Source organism: Plantactinospora sp. BB1 (assembly GCF_003030385.1).
In the GTDB taxonomy this organism is placed as follows: Bacteria; Actinomycetota; Actinomycetes; order Mycobacteriales; family Micromonosporaceae; genus Plantactinospora.
The window spans coordinates 4,380,322-4,399,497 of the sequence record NZ_CP028159.1; the positions used below are offsets into that span (position 1 = coordinate 4,380,322).

The 19,176-nt window shown below is 72.2% G+C and carries 20 protein-coding genes; 4 read left to right on the forward strand and 16 right to left on the reverse strand.

The features are described 5' to 3' along the window. Positions 1 to 187: 187 nt before the first annotated feature. Positions 188 to 577: a hypothetical protein gene (locus C6W10_RS38650; protein ID WP_234361331.1), complete on the reverse strand. Its 390-nt coding sequence runs from the start codon at positions 575 to 577 to the stop codon at positions 188 to 190. Between the two features lie 266 nt (positions 578 to 843). On the opposite strand from C6W10_RS38650, the gene C6W10_RS19205 reads away from it, so the two are divergent. Next, positions 844 to 1,074 (forward strand): winged helix-turn-helix domain-containing protein, encoded by a 231-nt coding sequence (locus C6W10_RS19205; protein WP_107259263.1) that lies wholly within the window; start codon positions 844 to 846, stop codon positions 1,072 to 1,074. A 61-nt stretch (positions 1,075 to 1,135) separates the two neighbouring features. On the opposite strand, the gene C6W10_RS19210 is transcribed toward C6W10_RS19205, so the two are convergent. The 6 genes from C6W10_RS19210 to kdpF are packed head-to-tail and all read right to left on the reverse strand — an operon-like array spanning position 1,136 to position 9,292. After that, positions 1,136 to 1,816, reverse strand: a complete 681-nt coding sequence (locus C6W10_RS19210; RefSeq protein ID WP_107259264.1) for a response regulator — start codon at positions 1,814 to 1,816, stop codon at positions 1,136 to 1,138. Continuing rightward, the gene (locus C6W10_RS19215) at positions 1,813 to 4,353 is read right to left on the reverse strand and encodes a DUF4118 domain-containing protein (RefSeq protein ID WP_107259265.1); all 2,541 of its coding nucleotides are present in this window, start codon (positions 4,351 to 4,353) and stop codon (positions 1,813 to 1,815) included. The genes C6W10_RS19210 and C6W10_RS19215 overlap by 4 nt, the downstream gene beginning before the upstream one ends. Positions 4,354 to 4,395: 42 nt before the next feature. Continuing rightward, positions 4,396 to 5,301, reverse strand: a complete 906-nt coding sequence (locus C6W10_RS19220; protein WP_107259267.1) for a potassium-transporting ATPase subunit C — start codon at positions 5,299 to 5,301, stop codon at positions 4,396 to 4,398. Then, positions 5,301 to 7,505 (reverse strand): potassium-transporting ATPase subunit KdpB, encoded by a 2,205-nt coding sequence (kdpB, locus tag C6W10_RS19225; RefSeq protein WP_107259269.1) that lies wholly within the window; start codon positions 7,503 to 7,505, stop codon positions 5,301 to 5,303. The genes C6W10_RS19220 and kdpB overlap by 1 nt, the downstream gene beginning before the upstream one ends. Positions 7,506 to 7,546: 41 nt before the next feature. Then, positions 7,547 to 9,202: a potassium-transporting ATPase subunit KdpA gene (gene kdpA / locus C6W10_RS19230; protein WP_107259271.1), complete on the reverse strand. Its 1,656-nt coding sequence runs from the start codon at positions 9,200 to 9,202 to the stop codon at positions 7,547 to 7,549. Further along, on the reverse strand, positions 9,203 to 9,292 hold the full coding sequence (kdpF, locus tag C6W10_RS19235; protein WP_101366169.1) for a K(+)-transporting ATPase subunit F: 90 nt from the start codon (positions 9,290 to 9,292) through the stop codon (positions 9,203 to 9,205). It abuts the gene before it with no gap. Between the two features lie 296 nt (positions 9,293 to 9,588). Between kdpF and C6W10_RS19240 the strand changes: the two genes are divergently transcribed. After that, a complete protein-coding gene (locus tag C6W10_RS19240; RefSeq protein ID WP_107259273.1) occupies positions 9,589 to 10,011 on the forward strand; it encodes an OsmC family protein in 423 nt (140 codons plus the stop codon). 67 nt (positions 10,012 to 10,078) lie between these two features. Here C6W10_RS19240 and C6W10_RS19245 read toward each other — a convergent pair whose 3' ends face one another. Next, the gene (locus C6W10_RS19245; RefSeq protein WP_234361332.1) at positions 10,079 to 11,026 is read right to left on the reverse strand and encodes an endonuclease/exonuclease/phosphatase family protein; all 948 of its coding nucleotides are present in this window, start codon (positions 11,024 to 11,026) and stop codon (positions 10,079 to 10,081) included. A 498-nt stretch (positions 11,027 to 11,524) separates the two neighbouring features. Between C6W10_RS19245 and C6W10_RS19250 the strand changes: the two genes are divergently transcribed. Then, the gene (locus C6W10_RS19250) at positions 11,525 to 12,373 is read left to right on the forward strand and encodes a hypothetical protein (RefSeq protein ID WP_107264094.1); all 849 of its coding nucleotides are present in this window, start codon (positions 11,525 to 11,527) and stop codon (positions 12,371 to 12,373) included. Between the two features lie 19 nt (positions 12,374 to 12,392). Here the strand turns inward: C6W10_RS19250 and C6W10_RS19255 are convergent, their stop codons facing one another. The 8 genes from C6W10_RS19255 to C6W10_RS19290 form a co-directional block, all read right to left on the reverse strand. After that, positions 12,393 to 14,009 (reverse strand): polyamine aminopropyltransferase, encoded by a 1,617-nt coding sequence (locus C6W10_RS19255; protein ID WP_107259277.1) that lies wholly within the window; start codon positions 14,007 to 14,009, stop codon positions 12,393 to 12,395. Continuing rightward, positions 14,006 to 14,875 carry a hypothetical protein gene (locus C6W10_RS19260; RefSeq protein ID WP_199853684.1) on the reverse strand — a complete coding sequence of 290 codons (870 nt, stop codon included), beginning with the start codon at positions 14,873 to 14,875 and terminating at the stop codon, positions 14,006 to 14,008. Before C6W10_RS19260 ends, C6W10_RS19255 begins: the two co-directional genes overlap by 4 nt. After that, complete coding sequence (locus tag C6W10_RS19265; protein ID WP_107264095.1) at positions 14,875 to 15,297, reverse strand: DUF350 domain-containing protein; 423 nt, start codon at positions 15,295 to 15,297, stop codon at positions 14,875 to 14,877. Before C6W10_RS19265 ends, C6W10_RS19260 begins: the two co-directional genes overlap by 1 nt. An 84-nt stretch (positions 15,298 to 15,381) precedes the next feature. After that, entirely contained in the window at positions 15,382 to 15,807 is a 426-nt protein-coding gene (locus C6W10_RS19270; RefSeq protein ID WP_107259279.1) for a DUF4247 domain-containing protein, read from the reverse strand. Then, the gene (locus C6W10_RS19275) at positions 15,804 to 16,337 is read right to left on the reverse strand and encodes a DUF2617 family protein (protein ID WP_107259281.1); all 534 of its coding nucleotides are present in this window, start codon (positions 16,335 to 16,337) and stop codon (positions 15,804 to 15,806) included. Before C6W10_RS19275 ends, C6W10_RS19270 begins: the two co-directional genes overlap by 4 nt. 3 nt (positions 16,338 to 16,340) lie before the next feature. Continuing rightward, complete coding sequence (locus C6W10_RS19280) at positions 16,341 to 17,006, reverse strand: DUF4178 domain-containing protein (RefSeq protein WP_107259283.1); 666 nt, start codon at positions 17,004 to 17,006, stop codon at positions 16,341 to 16,343. Between the two features lie 187 nt (positions 17,007 to 17,193). Beyond that, entirely contained in the window at positions 17,194 to 17,640 is a 447-nt protein-coding gene (locus tag C6W10_RS19285) for a response regulator (RefSeq protein WP_199853210.1), read from the reverse strand. A 113-nt stretch (positions 17,641 to 17,753) separates the two neighbouring features. Beyond that, positions 17,754 to 18,098, reverse strand: a complete 345-nt coding sequence (locus tag C6W10_RS19290; protein ID WP_107264097.1) for an STAS domain-containing protein — start codon at positions 18,096 to 18,098, stop codon at positions 17,754 to 17,756. 222 nt (positions 18,099 to 18,320) lie between these two features. Here C6W10_RS19290 and C6W10_RS19295 point away from each other — a divergent pair, with 222 nt between their 5' ends. Next, positions 18,321 to 19,169 (forward strand): aldo/keto reductase, encoded by an 849-nt coding sequence (locus C6W10_RS19295; protein WP_107259285.1) that lies wholly within the window; start codon positions 18,321 to 18,323, stop codon positions 19,167 to 19,169. The last annotated feature ends 7 nt before the right edge of the window (positions 19,170 to 19,176 follow it).

Sequence of the window (19,176 nt, forward strand, 5' to 3'; positions counted from 1 at the left end):
GCACGACGCCCATCGCCCTCAATCGTCTAGCGCAATTTTGGTCCGGGAATTACTCAGTCAACACCCCACGATCAGACAGACTTCCTGAAGATCTTCGGGTAGCCATTCGTAGCAGACGGTAACCTGGAAACGTCATGCATGCGACCCTCGAATCAGACATCGTTGACTGGCCGAGGCGACTCTCATGTCAGGGCAACGGGATTAGGAAACCCGGCCCGTCAGGGTTGATGCGTACCCAGCAGTCTGAGAGGTCACCGCAGACAGGGCACCTCCGGTTGACGTCCGGGCTATGGTCGTTGGCCAACCGGTAGCCGTTGATCAGAATGTCGACTGGAGTGAACGAGAACAGGTCATCGGCATCGTACGTCCAGCCGACGAACCGGTTGTACAGCCATCCGGCGGGTACGTGGCACAGATCCTCGGCCGCCTCCATCAGCAGACACGCCAGATAGAGCATCTTTGCGGTGTAGCTGCCGGCAAACTCGACGGTCAACTCCTGTCGTCGGATCACGCAGGGCCACTCCGCGCCGCAGCCGCCGCACGTCCACTCAGGGATGGACGGTTCGTGGTCGCTCATCCGCACTCCTCGTTGGAGGGACAGCACGGTGGCGGGGACCCTTGCCCCTTAACCCGTCCCGTCCGGCTCTCGGAGCCGTCAGGACGGCGGGCCTTCCGCCGCCCTGACGGGGCTAGCCACCGGTTGCCGAACCAAGGGGTTAGCCATGAACCAACCTACGTCAGCAGGTGACGTAGGTAAATGGTCGACACGAGGCTTTCTACGTCACTTGCTGATGTAGGTCTCGGCGTGATCAGATAGCGGTGCCGAACCAAGGGGTTACGACCATGCCCTCTGCACCTGCTGAGTACCGCCGTATCGCGGACGAGATCACCGCGAAGATCAAGAACGGCGAGCTTCCGCCCGGGACGAAGTTGCCCAGCACAAGCGAACTCGCCGACCAGTACGGGGTTAGTACAGCGACCGCGTACCGGGCCGTTTCGCTCCTGCACGACCGAGACATGGTCATGGGCCAGCCCGGACGCGGCGTCTACGTCGCGGAGCCTGAGAACGGCTAACTGTCCGGCCGCCGTAGACGCCGGAAGCCAACCGAGTGGTACCAACCGACCACCGCCCCGGTCAGGGCTGGAAGCGGTAGCCCATCCCCGGCTCGGTCAACAGGTGCCGGGGCCGGGACGGGTCGTCCTCCAGCTTCCGGCGCAACTGCGCCATGTACTGCCGCAGGTAGTTCGTCTCCGACTGATACTGCGGACCCCAGACGTCGTGCAGCAGTTGCCGCTGGCTGACCAGCCGGCCCGGGTTGCGTACCAGGATCTCCAGCAGGTGCCACTCGGTCGGGGTGAGCCGCACCTCGGCCCCGTCGGCACCGCGTACCGCGTGCGCGCCGAGGTCCACGGTGTGCCGGCCGACCTCCACCGCCGGCACCTCCTCGCCCGCTCCGGCGGCCCGTCGGGTCACCGCGCGGACCCGGGCCAGCAACTCGTCCACCCCGAACGGCTTGGTGACGTAGTCGTCCGCCCCGGCGTCCAGCGCCGCCACCTTGTCCTGGCTGCCGGCCCGACCCGACAGCACGATGATCGGCACGTTGGTCCAGCCGCGCAGTCCCCGGATCACCTGCACCCCGTCCATGTCCGGCAGGCCGAGGTCGAGCACTACGATGTCGGGGCGGTGGCTGGCCGCCAGCCGCAGCGCGGTGGCGCCGTCCCCGGCGACCTCGACGTCGTACCGCCGGGCCTTCAGGTTGATCCGCAGCGCGCGGAGGATCTGCGGCTCGTCGTCGACCACCAGTACCCGGGTCACCCGGCCCCCTCCTCGTCCGCCACCGGCAGCCGCAGCACCATGGTCAGCCCGCCGCCCGGGGTCTCCTCCGGCTCCAGGCTGCCACCCATCGCCTCGGCCAGGCCCCGGGACAGCGCCAGTCCGAGCCCGATCCCGGCGTGGTTGCCCCGGTCGCCCTGCCGCTGGAACGGCAGGAAGGCCCGCTCCCACTGCTCGCGCGGCAGTCCCGGGCCCTGGTCGACCACCCGCAGCTCGACGAAGCCGCCGTGCTCGCTGGCGGTGACCGCCGGTGGCCGGTCCGCCGGGCTGAACCGCAGCGCGTTGGCGACCAGGTTGACGAGTACCCGTTCCAGCAGGCCGGGGTCGGAGCGGACCGCCGGCAGGTGCGCGGGGAGGCTGACCCGGACCCGGCGGGCCGGCTCGCCCAGCTCGTCCAGGGCCGACGGCACCACGTCCTCCAACCCGAGCACCGCCGGCCGCAGCCCCAACGCCCCAGCCTGGAGCCGGCTCATGTCCAGCAGGTTCGCCACCAGCCGGGTCAGCAGGTCCAGCGACTCCTCGGCGGTGGCCAGCAACTCGTCCCGGTCGGTGTCGTCGAACTCGACGTCGGCGCTGCGCAGGCTGGTCACCGCCGCCTTCGCCGAGGCGAGCGGGGTACGCAGGTCGTGGCTGACCGCCGCCAGCAGTGCGGTACGCAGCCGGTCCGCCTCGGCGATCGGTTTGGCCGCCGCCGCCTCCTCGGCCAGCCGTTCCTGCCGCAGCGCCACGGCGGCCTGCGCGGCGAACGCCTCGACGATGCGCCGGTCGGCCGCCGGCAGTACCCGGCCGCGCAGCACCAGCCGCAGGTCGTCGTCGACCCCCACCTCGACGTCCCCGGCGGCCGGGGTGCCGCAGGGCTCGGCGCCGACGTTCGCGGCGACCCGCCAGGCCCGGGGGTCCCGTTGCCGGTCCGGGCTCTCCGGCGCGTCCGGGGAGCGTTCCAGCAGGGTGACCGAGCCGAGCGCGTAGGTCTCGCGCAGCCGTTCCAGCAGCGCCGTCACCGGCCGGGCGCCCCGGACCACGCTGCCGGCGACCGCGCCGAGCAACTGCGCCTCCGCGCTGGCCCTCGCCGCCTCCCGGGTACGCCGGGCGGCCAGGTCCACCACTCCGCTGACCGCCGCCGCGACCAGCAGGAAGACCACCAGCGCGAGCAGGTTCTCGGTCTCGGCGATGGTGAACTTCCGTACCGGCGGGGTGAAGAAGAAGTTGATCAGCAGTGAGCTGAGCAGCGCGGCGAGCAGCGCCGGCCACCAGCCGCCGACCAGGGCGATCCCGACCACGGCGGCGAGGAAGAGCAGCAGGTCGCTGGTGAGCGACAGCTCGTCGGCGAGCAGCCAGAGCAGGTACGTCAGCAGCGGTACTCCGACGACGGTCAGGGCGAGCCCGATCAGGCGGCGCCGCCGGGAGAGCGCGGCCGGCGGTGTCACCAGGCGACCCCGGCCGGCCTGCTCGTGCGTGACCAGGTGCACGTCGATCGGCCCGGAGAGCGCGGCGGTGGTGGCGCCGACGCCCCGGGACAGGATCTGGGCGAACCGGCCCCGCCGGCTGGCCCCGAGCACGATCTGGGTGGCGTTGACCCCCCGGGCGAAGTCGAGCAGCGCGGTCGGGATGTCGGCGCCGATCGCCTGGTGGTAGCTGCCGCCCAGCCGCTCCACCAGCATCCGCTGCCGCTCCAGGGTGCTCGGGTCCGCGCCGCGCAGCCCGTCGCTGCGGGAGACGTGGATCGCCATCAGCTCGGCGCCCCGGCCCCGGGCCGCGATCCGGGCCGCCCGGCGGATCAGCGTGTCGCCCTCCGGCCCGCCGGTCAGCCCGACCACCACCCGTTCCCGGGTCTCCCAGGTGGCCGCGATGCCCTGGTCGGCCCGGTACCGGTCGAGCTGGTCCTCGACCTTGTCGGCCAGCCAGAGCAGGGCGAGTTCGCGCAGCGCGGTGAGGTTGCCGATCCGGAAGTAGTTGGCCAGCGCCGCGTCGACCCTGTCCGGATGGTAGATGTTGCCGTGCGCCATCCGTCGGCGCAGCGCCTCCGGGGTCATGTCGACCAGTTCGACCTGCTCGGCACCGCGTACCACGCCGTCCGGCACGGTCTCCCGCTGGACGACCCCGGTGATCTGCTCCACGACGTCGTTGAGCGACTCCAGGTGCTGGACGTTGACGGTGGAGAGCACGTCGATGCCGGCGTCCAGCAGCTCCTGGATGTCCTGCCAGCGCTTGCCGTTGCGCGAGCCCGGCACGTTGGTGTGGGCCAGCTCGTCCACCACCGCCACCTCGGGGCGGCGGGCCAGCACCGCGTCGGTGTCCATCTCGGTGAAGTCGCTGTCCCGGTAGCGGATCGTCCGGCGCGGGACCGTCGGCAGGTCGCCGAGCATCGCGGCGGTGTGCCGGCGGCCGTGGGTCTCGACCAGACCCACGACCACGTCCGTACCGCGCGCCGCCCGGCGGTGCGCCTCCTCCAACATCGCGTACGTCTTGCCGACCCCCGGGGCGGCCCCGAGGTAGATGCGCAGTTGCCCGCGTGCCACGCTGCCGATCCTGCCTTATCTCTCGGGGCCGCCCGGTGCCGATCAGCCGCCGGCCGGCAGCTCGCGGTCCAGGGCGAGGTTGAGTTCGAGCACGTTGACCCGGGGCTCGCCGAGGAAGCCGAGCCCGCGCCCGTCGGTGTGCTCGGCGACCAGCCGGCGTACCTCGTCCGGGCTGGTCTGCCGCTCCCGGGCGACCCGGGCGACCTGGATCGACGCGTACGCCGGGCTGATGTGCGGGTCGAGGCCGCTGCCGCTGGCAGTGACGGCGTCGGCCGGTACCGCCGGGCGGTCCGGCGCGTCGCCCCGGACCGGGGTGATCACCCCGCCGGAATAGTCCTGCCCCGGCACCGCGCACTCGACCGCGACCCCGCCGAAGGTGGCGACGAACGGGGTGGCCGGGCAGGCCTGGTTGACGCTGACCGCCCGGGTCACCGGGCCGGTCAGCCCGTCGCGGTGGAAGACCCGCAGCACCGCGCCGACGCCGTCCGGGGTGCAGAACGGTCGCCGGCCGTCGACACCGTCGAGTTCGCCCGCCGCCCGGCTGCGGGCGCAGACCTGGGTGAGCAGGCTCTGGGTACCCTCGTCCGGGTTGCCCTCGGCGTCGACCACGCCGGGCACCGGGAGGATGTCCTCGACGCTCTCCGGCCCCAGGTTGCTGGCGGCGGAGGCGGTCGGGTCGTAGCCGTCCCCGGCCGCCGACGGGCGGGGCTGGAAGTAGCGCGGGACGGGGTTGCCGTCGGCGTCGGTGAAGGACTGGCCGATCAGGCTGCTGCCGACGACGGTGCCGCCCGCGTCGCGGACCAGCGAGCCCTCGGTCCGGTCGTGCAGGCCGGGCAGCTGGCCGACCCCGACCATGACCAGTGGGTAGGCCAGCCCGAGCAGTGCGGTGAAGACCAGCACGGCCCGGAACGCGGCCAGGTGTTGGGCGAGCCAGGTGGGTAGGCGCATCACGAGATCCCTGGGATGAGCGAGATGAGAAGGTCGAGGACTTTGATGCCGGCGAACGGTGCCACGACGCCACCGAGGCCGTAGACCCACAGGTTGCGGGTCAGCAGTCTGCTGGCACTGCTGGGCCGGTAGCGGACGCCGCGCAGGGCGAGCGGGATCAGCAGCACGATGATGATCGCGTTGAAGACCACGGCGGCGAGGATCGCCGATTCCGGGCTGGACAGCCGCATGATGTTCAGCGTGTCCAGGCTGGGATAGATCCCGGCGAACATGGCCGGGATGATCGCGAAGTACTTGGCGATGTCGTTGGCGATCGAGAAGGTCGTCAACGCGCCCCGGGTGATCAGCAACTGCTTGCCGATCTCCACGATCTCGATCAGCTTGGTCGGGTCGGAGTCGAGGTCGACCATGTTGCCGGCCTCTTTCGCCGCCGTGGTGCCGGTGTTCATCGCCACTCCGACGTCGGCCTGGGCCAGCGCCGGCGCGTCGTTGGTGCCGTCGCCGGTCATCGCGACCAGCCGGCCGCCCTCCTGCTCCCGCCTGATCAGCGCGAGCTTCTCCTCCGGGGTGGCCTCGGCGAGGAAGTCGTCGACGCCGGCCTCGTCCGCGATCGCCTTCGCGGTACGCGGGTTGTCCCCCGTGATCATCACGGTCCGGATGCCCATCCGGCGCATCTGCGCGAACCGCTCCCGCATGCCGGACTTGACCACGTCCTTGAGGTGGATCACCCCGAGGGTGCGGGCCGGTTCGCCCTCGACGTGCTCGGCCACCACCAGCGGGGTACCGCCGCCGCCGCTGATGCCGTCGACGATCTCCCCGACCTGCTCGGTCGGGTGTCCCCCGTTGTCCCGGACCCACTTCAGCACGGCTGCGGCGGCACCCTTGCGGACCCGTCGGGCCGGGCCGGCGGAGCCACCGTCGACGCTGGCGTCCGGGGTCAGGTCGACGCCGGACATCCGGGTCTGCGCGGTGAAGGGTACGAAGGTGGCGTGCGGGATCAGCCCCGGCTCCCGCTCACGCAGCCCGTACGCGTTCTTGGCCAGTACCACGATCGAGCGCCCCTCCGGGGTCTCGTCGGCCAGGCTGGAGAGCTGGGCCGCGTCCGCGACCTGCTCGGCGTCGACCCCGTCGACCGGGACGAACTCGGCCGCCTGCCGGTTGCCCAGGGTGATGGTGCCGGTCTTGTCCAGCAGCAGCGTGTTGACGTCACCGGCGGCCTCGACCGCCCGGCCGCTCATCGCCAGCACGTTGCGCTGGACCAGCCGGTCCATTCCGGCGATGCCGATCGCGGAGAGCAGCGCGCCGATCGTGGTCGGGATCAGGCAGACCAGCAGCGAGACCAGCACGATCCCGGTGACCCCGTCGGCGCCGATCGCCGCGGTCTCCGGCGCCGCGCCCTGGAAGCCCTTGGAGAAGATCGCCAACGGCTGGAGCGTCACCACCGCCATCAGGAAGATCACGGTGAGCGCCGCGAGCAGGATGTTCAGGGCGATCTCGTTCGGCGTCTTCTGCCGGTTCGCCCCCTCCACCAGGGCGATCATGCGGTCGACGAAGCTCTGCCCGGGCTGCTGGGTGATCCGCACGACGATCCGGTCGGAGAGCACCCTCGTCCCGCCGGTCACCGCGCTCCGGTCGCCGCCGGACTCCCGGATCACCGGAGCGGACTCGCCGGTGATCGCCGACTCGTCCACGCTGGCGATCCCTTCGACCACGTCGCCGTCGCCGGGAATGACCTGCCCGGCCTCGACCAGCACGATGTCGCCGTACCGCAGTTCGGTGGCGGCGACCGCCTCGTCGCGGTACCCGCCCGGCTTCGCCCCGGGCGACCAGCCGATCAGCCGGGTCGCGACGGTGTCCCGCTTGGCCTGCCGCAGCGTCGCCGCCTGCGCCTTGCCCCGGCCCTCGGCGACCGCCTCGGCCAGGTTGGCGAAGAGCACGGTCAGCCAGAGCCAGACCGTGATCGCCCAGCCGAACCCGCTCGGGTCGGCGACGGCCAGCGCGGTGGTGAAGACCGCGCCGACCTCCACGATCAACATCACCGGGTTGCGCCACAGCGTCACCGGGTTGAGCTTGCGGAACGCCTCCGGCAGCGAGCGGACGAGCTGGCGGGGGTCCAACAGCCCACCGCCGACCCGGCCGTCACCCGCGGGGCCGGAGGAGGGCAGCCCGCCAGAGGGGGCGGGCAGCACCGGGCTGACAGTCATCTTCCCTTTCCTCACCATGTCGAGTGGAACTCTCACCGGGCTCACAGCCCCTCGGCCAGCGGGCCGAGTGCCAGCGCCGGCAGGAAGGTCAGCGCCACCAGGATCACCGTGACCCCGGCGAGCATCCCGACGAAGAGCGGCCGGTGCGTCGGCAGCGTCCCCGCCGAGGCGGGTACCGGCCTCTGCCGGGCCAGCGCGCCGGCCAGGCCGAGCACGAAGACGACCGGCAGGAACCGACCGAGCAGCATGCAGAGCCCGAGCGCGGTGTCCCACCACGGGGTGTTGACCGTGATGCCGGCGAACGCCGAGCCGTTGTTGTTGCTCGCCGAGGTGAAGGCGTACAGCACCTCGGTCAGGGCGTGCGGGCCGACGTTCAGCGCGGTCGCGTTGTTGCCGGTGGCGAAGGCCGCCGCCGTGCCGACCAGCACCAGCATCGGGGTGGTCAGGAAGTAGAGCGAGGCGAACTTGATCTCCCGGGCGCCGATCTTCTTGCCGACGTACTCCGGGGTGCGGCCCACCATCAGGCCGGCCACGAAGACCGTGATCACGGCGAGGATGAGCATGCCGTACAGGCCGGCACCGACCCCGCCGGGCGCCACCTCGCCGAGCATCATGTTGACCAGCGGCATCATCCCGCCGAGCGGGGTGAACGAGTCGTGGAACGAGTTCACCGCGCCGGTCGAGGTGAGCGTGGTGACCGCGGCGAAGGTCGCCGAGTTGGAGACCCCGAACCGGGCCTCCTTGCCCTCCATCGCCGCCCCGACCGCCTGCGGCACCGTGCCGTTGCCGGTCAGCTCGAAGACGTTGGTCAGGGTGATGCTGACGATCGCCAGGATCGCCATCACCGCGACGATCGCGTAGCCCTGCCGGTTCTGCCCGACCATCCGGCCGAAGACCCGGGGCAGGCTGAACGGGATCACCAGGATCAGGAACATCTCCACCCAGTTGGTCCAGGTGGCCGGGTTCTCGAACGGGTGCGCGCTGTTGGCGTTGTAGAAGCCGCCGCCGTTGGTGCCGAGTTCCTTGATCACCTCCTGCGAGGCGACCGGGCCGCCGGTGATCGTCTGGGTGCCGCCGGTCACCGTGGTCACGTCGGTGCCGCCGGAGAGGTTCTGCACCACCCCGCCGATCATCAGCACGATGCTGCCGAGTACCGCGATCGGCAGCAGCACCCGCAGCGTGATCCGGACCAGGTCGACCCAGAAGTTGCCGAGCCGGTCGGTCCGGCTGCGGGCGAAGCCCCGGACCAGGGCCACCGCCACCGCGACGCCGACGGACGCGGAGACGAAGTTCTGCACCGCCAGCCCGGCCATCTGCACCAGGTGGCCCATGGTCGACTCACCCGAGTACGCCTGCCAGTTCGTGTTCGTCACGAAGCTGACCGCGGTGTTCCAGGCGACGTGGTCCGGTACCGCGTCGAAGCCGAGCGAGAGCCAGAGCCTGTCCTGCAACCGCAGGAAGGCGTAGAGGAAGAGGAGGGAGAGCAGCGAGAACGCCAGTACGCTGCGGGCGTACGTGCCCCAGGACTGCTCGGCCTTCGCGTCGACGCCGATCAGCCGGTAGATGCCCCGCTCCACCCGGGAGTGCCGGGAGCCGGCGACCACCCGGTAGAGGTAGTCGCCGAAGGGCCTGTGCACCGCCACCAGCGCCACGGCGAGCGCGGCGACGAGGATGATGCCCGCGGTCGTCGTACTCATCTAGAAACGCTCCGGGAAGAGGAGTGCGAACAACAGGAAGACGGCCAGCCCGGCCGAGAGCACCAGGCCGATGAGATTGACGGCGCTCACAGCCGCTCCACCGCCCGGACGAGCAGGGCGAGGGCCGCGAAGAGCCCCAGCGTCAGCACCACGAACACGACGTCGATCACCGAACGTCCTCTCCAGCTCGCGCGTCCAGGCGACCGTTCTCGGCCGCCCGATCCAGGTAAACGCGGATGCCGGTCGGGGTGGCCGGTTCTGACGGTTCGGCTACGCGGGCGACCCGCTTCTTGACGTGATCTTGACGTGCGGAGCGGGCTGAGCTGCGGGTTTCCCGGCGGCCCTGCCGGGTAGCCCGGCCGGGGAACCACACGGGGGGGTGCGGGATGCCGGAATCGGAAGCCTGGGTGCACGAGGCCACCGCGACGGCCGAGGGGGGTCGGCTGCGTACCGACGACGGTGAACTTTCCACCACCCTGGCCTCGCCGTTGGCGCCGCACTGCACCGGGCTCGCCCCCGAGCAGTTGCTCGCGGCGGCGTTCGCCTCCTGCCTGCACCACGCGGCGGTCGAGGCGGCCACCGGCATCACCGACGAGGCGCACACCGTGCAGGTCCGCGCCCAGGCCCGGCTCGCCCGGGACGCCGACGGGCTCTACCGGGCCGACGTACGGGCCAGCATCGCCTCGGTGGGGCTGAACCGTGACCAGCTCACCGACCTGGCCCGGTACGCCGATCGGCTCTGGCCGTTCTCCAGCGACGGCGGCCGGCACACCCTCACCGTCGGCCCGGCCGAACCCGGCCAGCGCTGACCGACCCACCGCTGACCGAACGCCCTGCACGGCGACCCCGCACGGCATCGCCGCACGGCCTCGGGCGCTACCGGAAGCCGGCGGTCACCGCCCGGTGGTCGCTGGCCGGGGTACGAACCACCCGGGCGTACGCCGCGGTGAGCCCCCGGTAGAGCACGTGGTCGGGTCGGGTCACCGGCAGGGCGGCCGGCCAGGTGAAGCCCGGTCCCCGGCCGGCGTCGGCCTGGGCGTCCTTGAGCAGTTCGGTCAGCGGCTCGATCATGCGGTCGGTGGTGGCGGTGTTCAGGTCACCGAGCACGATCAGCCGCTCGGCCGGGTCCTGCCTGATCCGGGTGGCGAGCGCCGTCACGGTACGGTCCCGGGTGCCGGTGTCCCCGGCCCGGGCCGAACCGAGATGCACGACGTAGACGACCACGTCGCCGCCGGGCGCGGCCACCACCGCCCGGAGCGCCCGGGTCCAGGCCAGCCCGGTGTCGACGCCGACGTCCTCGCGGATCGGGTACCTGCTCCAGAGCGCGACCGTGGAGACGTCCGCCCGGTACGGGTACCGCTCGGCGAGCGCCTCGGAGACCGGGGTACGGGTGTCGCCGGAGACCTCCTGCAACCCGATCAGGTCGGCCTCGGTGTCGGCGAGACTGGTCACCGTGCCCACCGGGTCGGGGTTGCCGGCCCGCAGGTTCTGGCTGGCCACCCGCAGCCGGACCGAGCCGCCACCGCCGCCGGGCAGCCACGCGGTGCCGAAGAGCACCGCCCAGAGCACCGCCGGCACCAGCGCGGCGGCCAGCGCGACCCGTGACCGGCGCAGCGCGGCGGCGAGCAGCAGCAGCGGAACGCCGAGACCGAGGAAGGGGGCGCCGCTGTCCACCAGGCTGCCCAGGCCGCGCACGTTGGGAATCAACCGGTGGCCCGCCATCAGGGCGGTCAGCAGGGCGGCCGCGCCCAGGATCAGCGTGCCGCGGCGCCGCCCCCGTCCAGCCGGCCCGCCATCCGCCGGCTTGATCTTGCTCTCCGCCACCGAGTGCATCGTATCGAAGCCGGCACGGCCCGGGACCGGGGACCGGACCGCCCCGCCGGCTCGACCCGAGGCGAGTTGCCGAGCACGCCGGCTCGGCCCGAGGCGAGTTGCCGAGCACGCCGGCTCGGCCCGAGGCGAGTTGCCGAGCACCCGTCGGAAGCACGCGGGCTCGGAAGGGTCGCCTTTCGCTCGACGCTGGCGCTGCTCGACCATTCGGACCAGCCCGCAGCGGGCCCGACCGGGCCAGCGGAACTGGACCGAACGACCGAACCGGGCGATCTTCACCGTCGGTCCGGGCGTCGGCGGCGAAGCGTGCCCACCCGGCACGGGCAGCACGGCAAGACGGACATGCCGCATCTGTCCCGTCCCGGCGACCCCGGGCCGGGCTGCCGACGAGTGCCCGGTTGACCAGGGAAAAGTGTGGCGCAGGCCACCGATCTGAGCCACCCCATCCAGCTCGGTGTTACCTAACCTCGGCGGGTGCCTCACAGGGAACAGATTGATCGTGGACAGGACAACGGAGCGCAGGCTGGCCGTTCGGCTGATACCGGCTCCACCGACCAGGTAACCGGTCGCCACCGGGCCACGGCGCCGCGCCGGCTGCGTCGGACCCGGGCGCTGCTCTCGTCGGGCCCGTTCCGGGTCGGCTCGGTCGCCGCGCTGGCCTGCTGCCTCGGCGCCGTGGTCTTCGTCGAGTCGCAGACCGCGACCACCCCGGCCGACCCGGCCCCGGCCAACCTGCTCGCCGAGCGCGCCGCCAGCGCCGAACGCCAGCCCGCCTCCCGGGCCACCGAACGAGCCCCCGCGCCGACCCCGACCGCCACGCCGAGCAGCACCCCCTCGGCCACGCCGACCGCCACACCGACGGTGGCCCGGACCAAGGTCGCCCGGGTCAGCAAGAAGCCGAGTCGACCGACCCCGGTCGCCGGGCTCACCCAGGCGCAGATGGACAACGCGCACACCATCGTCCAGGTGGGCGTGAAGATGGACATCCCGCGCCGGGGACTGGTGGTCGCGATCGCCACCGCCATGCAGGAGAGCAACCTCTACAACCTGGCCAGCGGCGTACTGCCGGAGTCGCTGAACCTGCCGAACCAGGGCGTCGGCTACGACCACGACTCGGTCGGGCTCTTCCAGCAGCGACCCAGTTCCGGCTGGGGCACCGTCGCCGACCTGATGCGCCCGGCGTACGCGGCGGAGCGGTTCTACGCCGCCCTGCTCCAGATCCCCGGCTGGCAGGAGATGAGCGTGACCGGCGCCGCGCAGGCGGTACAGATCTCCGCCTTCCCCGACGCGTACGCCCAGCACGAGGGGCGGGCCGGCACGGTGGTCGGCGCCCTGGTCTGAGCGGTACGCCGGGCGGCGCTCAGTAGCGGCGCCACTCCGCGCGGGCGTACTCCAGCACCCGGGGGTGCAGCAGGGTGGAGGGCGGCAACTCCAACCGGTGCCGGTCCGGCGGGAAGCTCATCGCGGCCCGCAGCGTCCCCGAGTCCAGATAGCGCAACGGGGGCACGTCGGCCGGCAGCCCCAGCGCCGGAGCCGTCGGCCCCGGGGCGGCGAGCAGGAACCCCCAGTCGCCGAAGGACGGCACGTCGACGTGGTACGGGACCGTGGCGAACCCGGCCGACCGCAGCGACGCCGCCACGCACCAGTACGAGCGGGGCGCGAAGTACGGCGAACCCGCCTGCACCACCACCCGCCCCCGCTCGGCGACCGCCGCCCGGACCAGCGAGTAGAACTCCACCGAGTAGAGCTTCGCCGTCGCGGTCTCGTCCGGGTCCGGCAGGTCCACCACCACCGCGTCGAACCGGTCCGGCTGGGCGCGCAGCCAGGCGAAGGCGTCGGTGTTGACGATCCGGACCCGGGGGTCGGCGAAGGCGTCTCCGTTCAGCGCCCGCAGTTGCGGCTCGGTCCGGGCCAGCCGGACCACCGCCGGATCCAGCTCCACCACGGTCACCGAGCCGACGTCGGGATAGCGCAGCAGTTCCCGTACGGCGAGCCCGTCGCCGCCGCCGAGGACCAGTACCGAACGCCGGCCGCCGGCCAGCACCGGATGCACCAGCGCCTCGTGGTAGCGGTACTCGTCGACCGAGCTGAACTGGAGGTCCCCGTTGAGATAGAGCCGCAGGTCGGTGACGCCCTGCGAGACCAGCGGCACCGACCGGGTCAGCACGATCTCCTGGTACCTGCTGCGCTCGGCGTGCACCACCGGGTCCCGGAAGAGCTGCTGCCGGGCGGTCACCTCGAAGTCGGCGGCGGTCAGGTAGGCGTACCCGAGGATCAGGCCGACCGCGACGGTGCCGGCGGTCAGCGCGAGCCGGACCCGGGCGGTCAGCTCGCGCCGGAACACGGTGCCGACCAGCGCCAGCCCGGCCAGTGCGTTCACCACCCCGACCACGAGTACCCCGCGGAGCTGGCCGAAGAAGGGCATCAGCAGGAACGGGAAGGCGAGGCCGCCGAGCAGCGCGCCCACGTAGTCGGCGGCGAAGAGGTCGGCGACGGCGCTGCCGGCGGACTGTTCCCGGATCCGCTGCAAGAGCACCATCAGCAGCGGAATCTCCGCCCCGATCAGCAGCCCGAGCAGCAGGGCGGTGCCGACCAGTGCCGGGGCGTAGAGGTCCAGCCAGGCGAAGGCGGCGTAGAGGCCGAGCACCGAGAGCCCGCCGAAGAGCGCGAGGGCGAGTTCGACGACCGCGAACGCGGCGGCGGCCCGATGCTGGAACGGCTTGGCCAGCAGCGCCCCGATGCCCATCGCGAAGACCATCACGCCGAGCACGATCGAGGCCTGGCCGACGGTGTCCCCGATCAGGTAGCTGCCGAGCGCCACCAGGGCCAGTTCGTAGACCAGGCCGCAGGCGGCGCAGACGAAGACCGCGCCGAGCACGGCCGCCCGGGCCGCCCGCCGCCGGGGCCGGTCCGCCAGGCCGGGAGCGGTGCCGGCGGAGGTGGCCGCAGCGGTCGGGTCGGCCTGGGTGGGGCTCATCGCCCGCGACCGCCGCCGCGGCGGCCGTTCCCGGGTGCGACCACGCTGTCGGCGCTCAGGCCGAGGCCGGCGGACTCGACCGGCGGCGGGCTCTGGTGTCGGCGCTCGAAGACGCCGATCGCCAGGAAGAGGGCGGTGAGCAGGAAGAGTCCGGCGGCGCCGAGCAGGAAGACCCAGCGGTCGCGCCAGAAGTCGTTACCGGGATCGGGCAGCGGCGAGGGCGCCGCCCCGGCCGCCGACGGCGGCGCCGCCCGGGTCGCCGAGCCCGCGCCGGCCTCCGAGACCAGCAGCGGCAGCAGGATCGCGGCCTGGCAGACCGCCCGGCCGGGATCGTCGACGAACTGGTCGGGGTCGACACCGAGTCGCCGCAGGCCCCGGTCGAAGTCGATGTGGGCCAGATCGGAGGAGCTGGTCACCAGGTACGAGGCGCTGTCGTTCGACTCGCTGCTCGCCGAGGTGTACCAGACCGACGCGTCGATCTCCACCCAGCGGGGGCAGCGGGCCGGATCGCCGTCCACCGCGACGGTGTCGCCGAGGTTGGAGCCGACGCTGACCGGTGCGGCGCCGTACGACGCTCCGCCGCTGCGCAGCCGCCAGCCGTAACAGATCTGCTGCGTCGTGTGCGCCTGCCGGAGCAGCGTGACGGTGTCGGTCCGCTCGGCGGGCTCGGGCGGCGACACCACCGTGCTGTCGTCGTCCGGGCTCAGCGCCGCGACGACGAGACCTCCCGTGACGAGCAGGCACACGGCGACCACCAGGGTGATCTTGAGTCGCCTGGCGGTCTTCTCCGCCGCCTTCGCCCGTCCGGCGGCGGCCCGGCGCGCGTTCGCGCCCTGCCCGCCGCCGCCCTTTCCGCCGGCGGCCATCAGCTGATCGCGGCCGCGATGACGGCCCCGGTCGCCAGGTGCACCACCGCCGAGACCCAGACCGCCGGGTGCGGCTCCGGGTCGACCAGGATCTCGCCGAGCCGCCCCGGGGTGGCCAGATCGAGCAGGAGGAACGCCGCGCCCATGATCAGCAGACCGAGCAGCCCGTACACGGCGGTGCTCACGATCCCCTCGACGAAGTCGTCGTGGCTGACCACGATCGCGGTGGTGACGACGATGCCCACCCCGGCCAGGTTGGAGGCGAGCAGCAGCGCGGCGTTGCGGTTGCGGTCGGCCCAGATCAGGTCGTGCAGCCGGCCCGGGGTGGCCATGTCGACCACCACGTAGCCGACCGCCATCAGCACGAGCCCGACCACCCCGTAGGCGAGGGTGGCCAGCAGGTCGGTGGCGAGGGTCGTCAACACATCAGGCTCCGGAGGGATGAGGAGGGGGTGGTGGTGGGCGAAGCGGGTGGTGGTGGTGGGTCGGGGCGGAGGCCGGAGGGGTCACTTGCCGGCACCGGGACCGCCGCCCCGGACCGAACTGCCGCGCCCCCAGCCCCAGGCGTTGCCGACCGTGCTGGAGTAGCGGGGATAGGCGGTGACCATGCGCTCCAGCAGGATCAGCGAGCCGCCGGCCAGCGGCAGGATCACCACCGAGTCCTCGTCGTAGCGCAGGTAGACGCCGCTGGCGTCGACGTACCGGTCGGCCGGCCGCCACGCACCGGTGATCTCGTCGGCGACGACGCTCGGCGACTTGTCCGAGCGGTACGCGGTCGCGTCCCGGCCGATGTCCTGGGCCGCCGCCCGCGCGTACCGGTCCTGCACGTAGCCGCGCGGGGAGAAGTTGCCGTAGAAGATGGCGAAGCCGGCGACAAGGGCGCCCACCAGGGCGAACGCGCCACCGACCAGGAACCACCTGCGGTACGTCATACCGCCGTCACCACCGTTTCCGTCTCGACCAGTTCCCCGCTCTGCGGGTACGCGTGCCAGGTGCGCCAACCGATCCCGCCGGTCCCGTCACCGCCCGGGTCGGCCCGGCGCGCCACCCGCAGCGCGGTGATCGCGTCCGGGCCGCCGGGAAAGACCCCGACCAGGGCGTACGGGTCGTCGGCGAGATCGCGGCGCAGTAGGGCCGCCCGGGCCGACATCTCCGCCGCCGCCAGCCGCCGCACCCGGGCGGTGAACCGGTAGCCGGTGCCCGGGTCGGCCAGCGTCGCCGGCAGTTCGGGGCGTCGACCGGGCAGGCAGGCCACCGTCTCGATCAGGTTGCCAGCGGGACCTTCCAGCACCACCTGGTGGGAGGCGCCGAGCAGCCGGAGCTGGAGCCGGATGCCGGGCCGGCCCAGGTGCGTCAGACCGAGGTCGAGCAGATGGAGCGCGGGCTGTTCCGGGGTGTCCAGCGCGTGGCTCAGCTCGGCGGCGGTGGTGTCCTCGTACGCGGTGTGCAGGGTGACCAGCATCGCTCAGCCGATCCGTCCCGTCGTCGGGTCGTCGGCGCCCGTCGCCTGTGGATAGATCAGCACCTCGGCCCGGTGCAGCCGTTCACCCGTGCCGACCTCCCAGCGCTCGCTGTCGCCGTACGCCTCGAAGGAGAGCGGGGAGCCGTCGGCGGCGACATAGTCGTGGTAGCGGACCGTGCCGGTCGGGTCGAGTCCGGTGCTGCCCGCCGAGGTGAAGGTGGCCCGCCCCGACTCGTCCCGCCGGTACCGCCGGCCGGCGACCTCCAGCTCGGCCGGGCCCGGGGTGACGTCGATGTCCGGCAGCGCGGTCCAGAGCACCAGTTCCAGGTCCGGGTCCTCCTCGACCGAGAGCCAGACCTTGCTGCCGTGCGCGTCGTCGAGCAGGTGCTCCGCCCAGCCCCAGGCGCCCTCCCGGAACCGGAGGGTGCCGCGAACCCCGTAGGAGGTGTGCCGGATCTCCACCAGGTCACCGGGCTTGAGGGTACGCGGATCGCCGCGCAGCGCGTCGGCGTCGTCGTCGACGCTCCGGAACGGATCGCGTACCGGTGTTCCGGCCGGTCGGGCGGCCCGCTTCCGGGCGGTACGCAGCGCGACCACCGCCACCAGTACGCCCGCCGCCGCGATCAGCAGACCCGCCGCCGCCACCAGGTATGCCGTTGCCCCGTTCAACGCCCGTGCTCCTCTCGATCCCGCTGGGCGCCGACGGTAACAAGGCGACGCACGCCGCCGGTAGTCCATGATCGAAGAAGGGTCGCGCGGTAGGCGGGCGCCTCGGTCGCGCGGTAGGCGGCCTCCTCGGGGGCGGCCGGGTGATCGGCCCGGGTCCGCTCCGGAAGACGTTGGGCCTGCGGGCCGGTCAGCGGTGTTTCGGCAGCACCACGATCTGCCCGAAGAACTCGTCGATCCGCCGGATGACGTCGTTGAAGTCGTCGAGGTCGATCGGCTTGGTGACGTACGCGTTGGCCCGCAGGTTGTAGCTGCCGAGGATGTCGGTGTCGGCGTTGGACGTGGTCAGGACGACGATCGGGATCGTCCGCAGGTTGTCGTCGCTCTTGACCTTGTTGAGCACCTGCCGACCGTCCATCCGGGGCATGTTCAGGTCCAGCAGGATCATGTCCGGCCGGGGCGCGTCCCGGTGCCGCCCCTCCTGGTGCAGGAACTCCATCGCCTCCTGGCCGTCGCTGACCACGTCGATCGACTTGGGTACCTCCGAGTTGGCCAGCGCCTCCTCGATCATCAAGACGTCGCCCGGGTCGTCGTCGACGACCAGAATGCGTACGGGGTTCGACTCGGCTGCGTCCACGGCATACCTGTCTCTGGTCGTCGGAATTCTAGGGGCGGCGGCCCGCGCCGCGAGCCGATGGTCTGGTCGCCGGCAGTCGCCGACCGTCGACGCGGCGTGCGAACTCTAACCGATCAACGGTCGCGCAATGCGGCCGGGTCATGCTGTTCCTGGTCATAACGGAGCAAGTCGTCCAGGCCACTGATCCGCAATACCCGCTCGACGCGCCCCGTGGCACCGGTCAGCCGGAGCCAGCCGCCCCGGGCACCTGCCCGGTCGTCTCCCCGGACGAACGCCGCCAGACCACTGGAGTCGCAGAAGGTGAGTTCCGCGAGGTCGACGAGCAGGCGGCGGTGCCCGTCGTCGACCAACTGGTCGATCTCCGCGCTGAGCCTCGGCGCGGTGGTTATGTCCAGTTCACCCCCCAGGTGGAGGCGCACCAGCTTCGAGTGCACCACATGCCTGACGGAGAAAACCACACCCGCCTCCGTACGCTCAACAGCCAATACTTGCAGTCAGGCAAGTATACGCATCGACTAGATCTACATCGAGGACCGGTGTGGCCAGAGGCTACCGGTGCGATGCCCCGGCCCTCGCCTCCCCCGTCCACCACCCCGCGAGCGCGGTTTGCCGTGCACGGCCGGGGGAAGGCGCGCACCGGCGGGCAGCCGAATACGGCCTGGTCAGGAGGGAGCGGAGGCATGGCGGATCGGAGCATCCCGACGGTCACACTCCCCTCCGGCGAGGCGATCCCGGCGTTCGGTCAGAGCACCCGGGGCATGGCGGAGGACCCACGGCGGCGCGACGACGAGATCGCCGCCCTCCGCGCCGGGGTGGACGCCGGCCTCACCCTGATCGACACCGCCGAGGCGTACGCCGACGGCCGCGCGGAGGAACTGGTCCGGGAGGCGCTCGGCGACCGGCGCGAGGAAGTCTTCCTGGTCAGCAAGGTCTCCGCCGAGCACGCGGGCCTCACCGGGACCGCCGACGCCTGCGCCCGCAGCCTGGAGCGGCTCGGCACCGACCGGATCGACCTGTACCTGCTGCACCAGCGGGGCGACGCGCCGCTGCCGGAGACGGTCGAGGCGTTCACCAGCCTCATCACCCAGGGCCTGATCCGGCACTGGGGCGTACGCGACTTCGACGTACCGGACGTGGTGGAACTGGCCGCCATCCCGGGCGGTACCGCAGTGGAGATCGACCAGATCCCGTACGACCTCGTCCGGCGGGACGTCGAGCGGGATCTGCTGCCCCGCTGTCGCGCCGCCGGCCTGCCGGTGATGGCGTACCCGCCCCCGGAACGGGGGTCGATGCTCGGGCACCCGGTACTGGCCCGGGTGGCACGGCGGCACGGCGCCACTCCCGGGCAGGTGGCGCTGGCCTGGCTGCTCGGTCAGGACGGGGTCTGCACGGTGACCGAGGCGAGCAGTCCGGAGCACGTCCGGGAGAACCGGGCAGCGATGGAGCTGACCCTCGGCGAAGAGGACCTCGCCGAACTCGACCTCGCCTTCCCGGCACCGCACGCACCTGAACCACTCGAACTGCCCTGACCGAGGC

What these genes read in the sequence shown, in the direction of transcription:
- C6W10_RS19260 (WP_199853684.1), bottom strand. Translation starts at nt 14,875, where the DNA reads ATGGCCGCCGGCGGAAAGGGCGGCGGCGGGCAGGGCGCGAACGCGCGC.
- C6W10_RS19220 (WP_107259267.1), bottom strand. Translation starts at nt 5,301, where the DNA reads ATGCGCCTACCCACCTGGCTCGCCCAACACCTGGCCGCGTTCCGGGCC.
- C6W10_RS19205 (WP_107259263.1), top strand. Translation starts at nt 844, where the DNA reads ATGCCCTCTGCACCTGCTGAGTACCGCCGTATCGCGGACGAGATCACC.
- kdpB (WP_107259269.1), bottom strand. Translation starts at nt 7,505, where the DNA reads ATGACTGTCAGCCCGGTGCTGCCCGCCCCCTCTGGCGGGCTGCCCTCC.
- C6W10_RS38650 (WP_234361331.1), bottom strand. Translation starts at nt 577, where the DNA reads ATGAGCGACCACGAACCGTCCATCCCTGAGTGGACGTGCGGCGGCTGC.
- C6W10_RS19275 (WP_107259281.1), bottom strand. Translation starts at nt 16,337, where the DNA reads ATGCTGGTCACCCTGCACACCGCGTACGAGGACACCACCGCCGCCGAG.
- C6W10_RS19295 (WP_107259285.1), top strand. Translation starts at nt 18,321, where the DNA reads ATGGCGGATCGGAGCATCCCGACGGTCACACTCCCCTCCGGCGAGGCG.
- C6W10_RS19270 (WP_107259279.1), bottom strand. Translation starts at nt 15,807, where the DNA reads ATGACGTACCGCAGGTGGTTCCTGGTCGGTGGCGCGTTCGCCCTGGTG.
- C6W10_RS19255 (WP_107259277.1), bottom strand. Translation starts at nt 14,009, where the DNA reads ATGAGCCCCACCCAGGCCGACCCGACCGCTGCGGCCACCTCCGCCGGC.
- kdpA (WP_107259271.1), bottom strand. Translation starts at nt 9,202, where the DNA reads ATGAGTACGACGACCGCGGGCATCATCCTCGTCGCCGCGCTCGCCGTG.
- C6W10_RS19240 (WP_107259273.1), top strand. Translation starts at nt 9,589, where the DNA reads ATGCCGGAATCGGAAGCCTGGGTGCACGAGGCCACCGCGACGGCCGAG.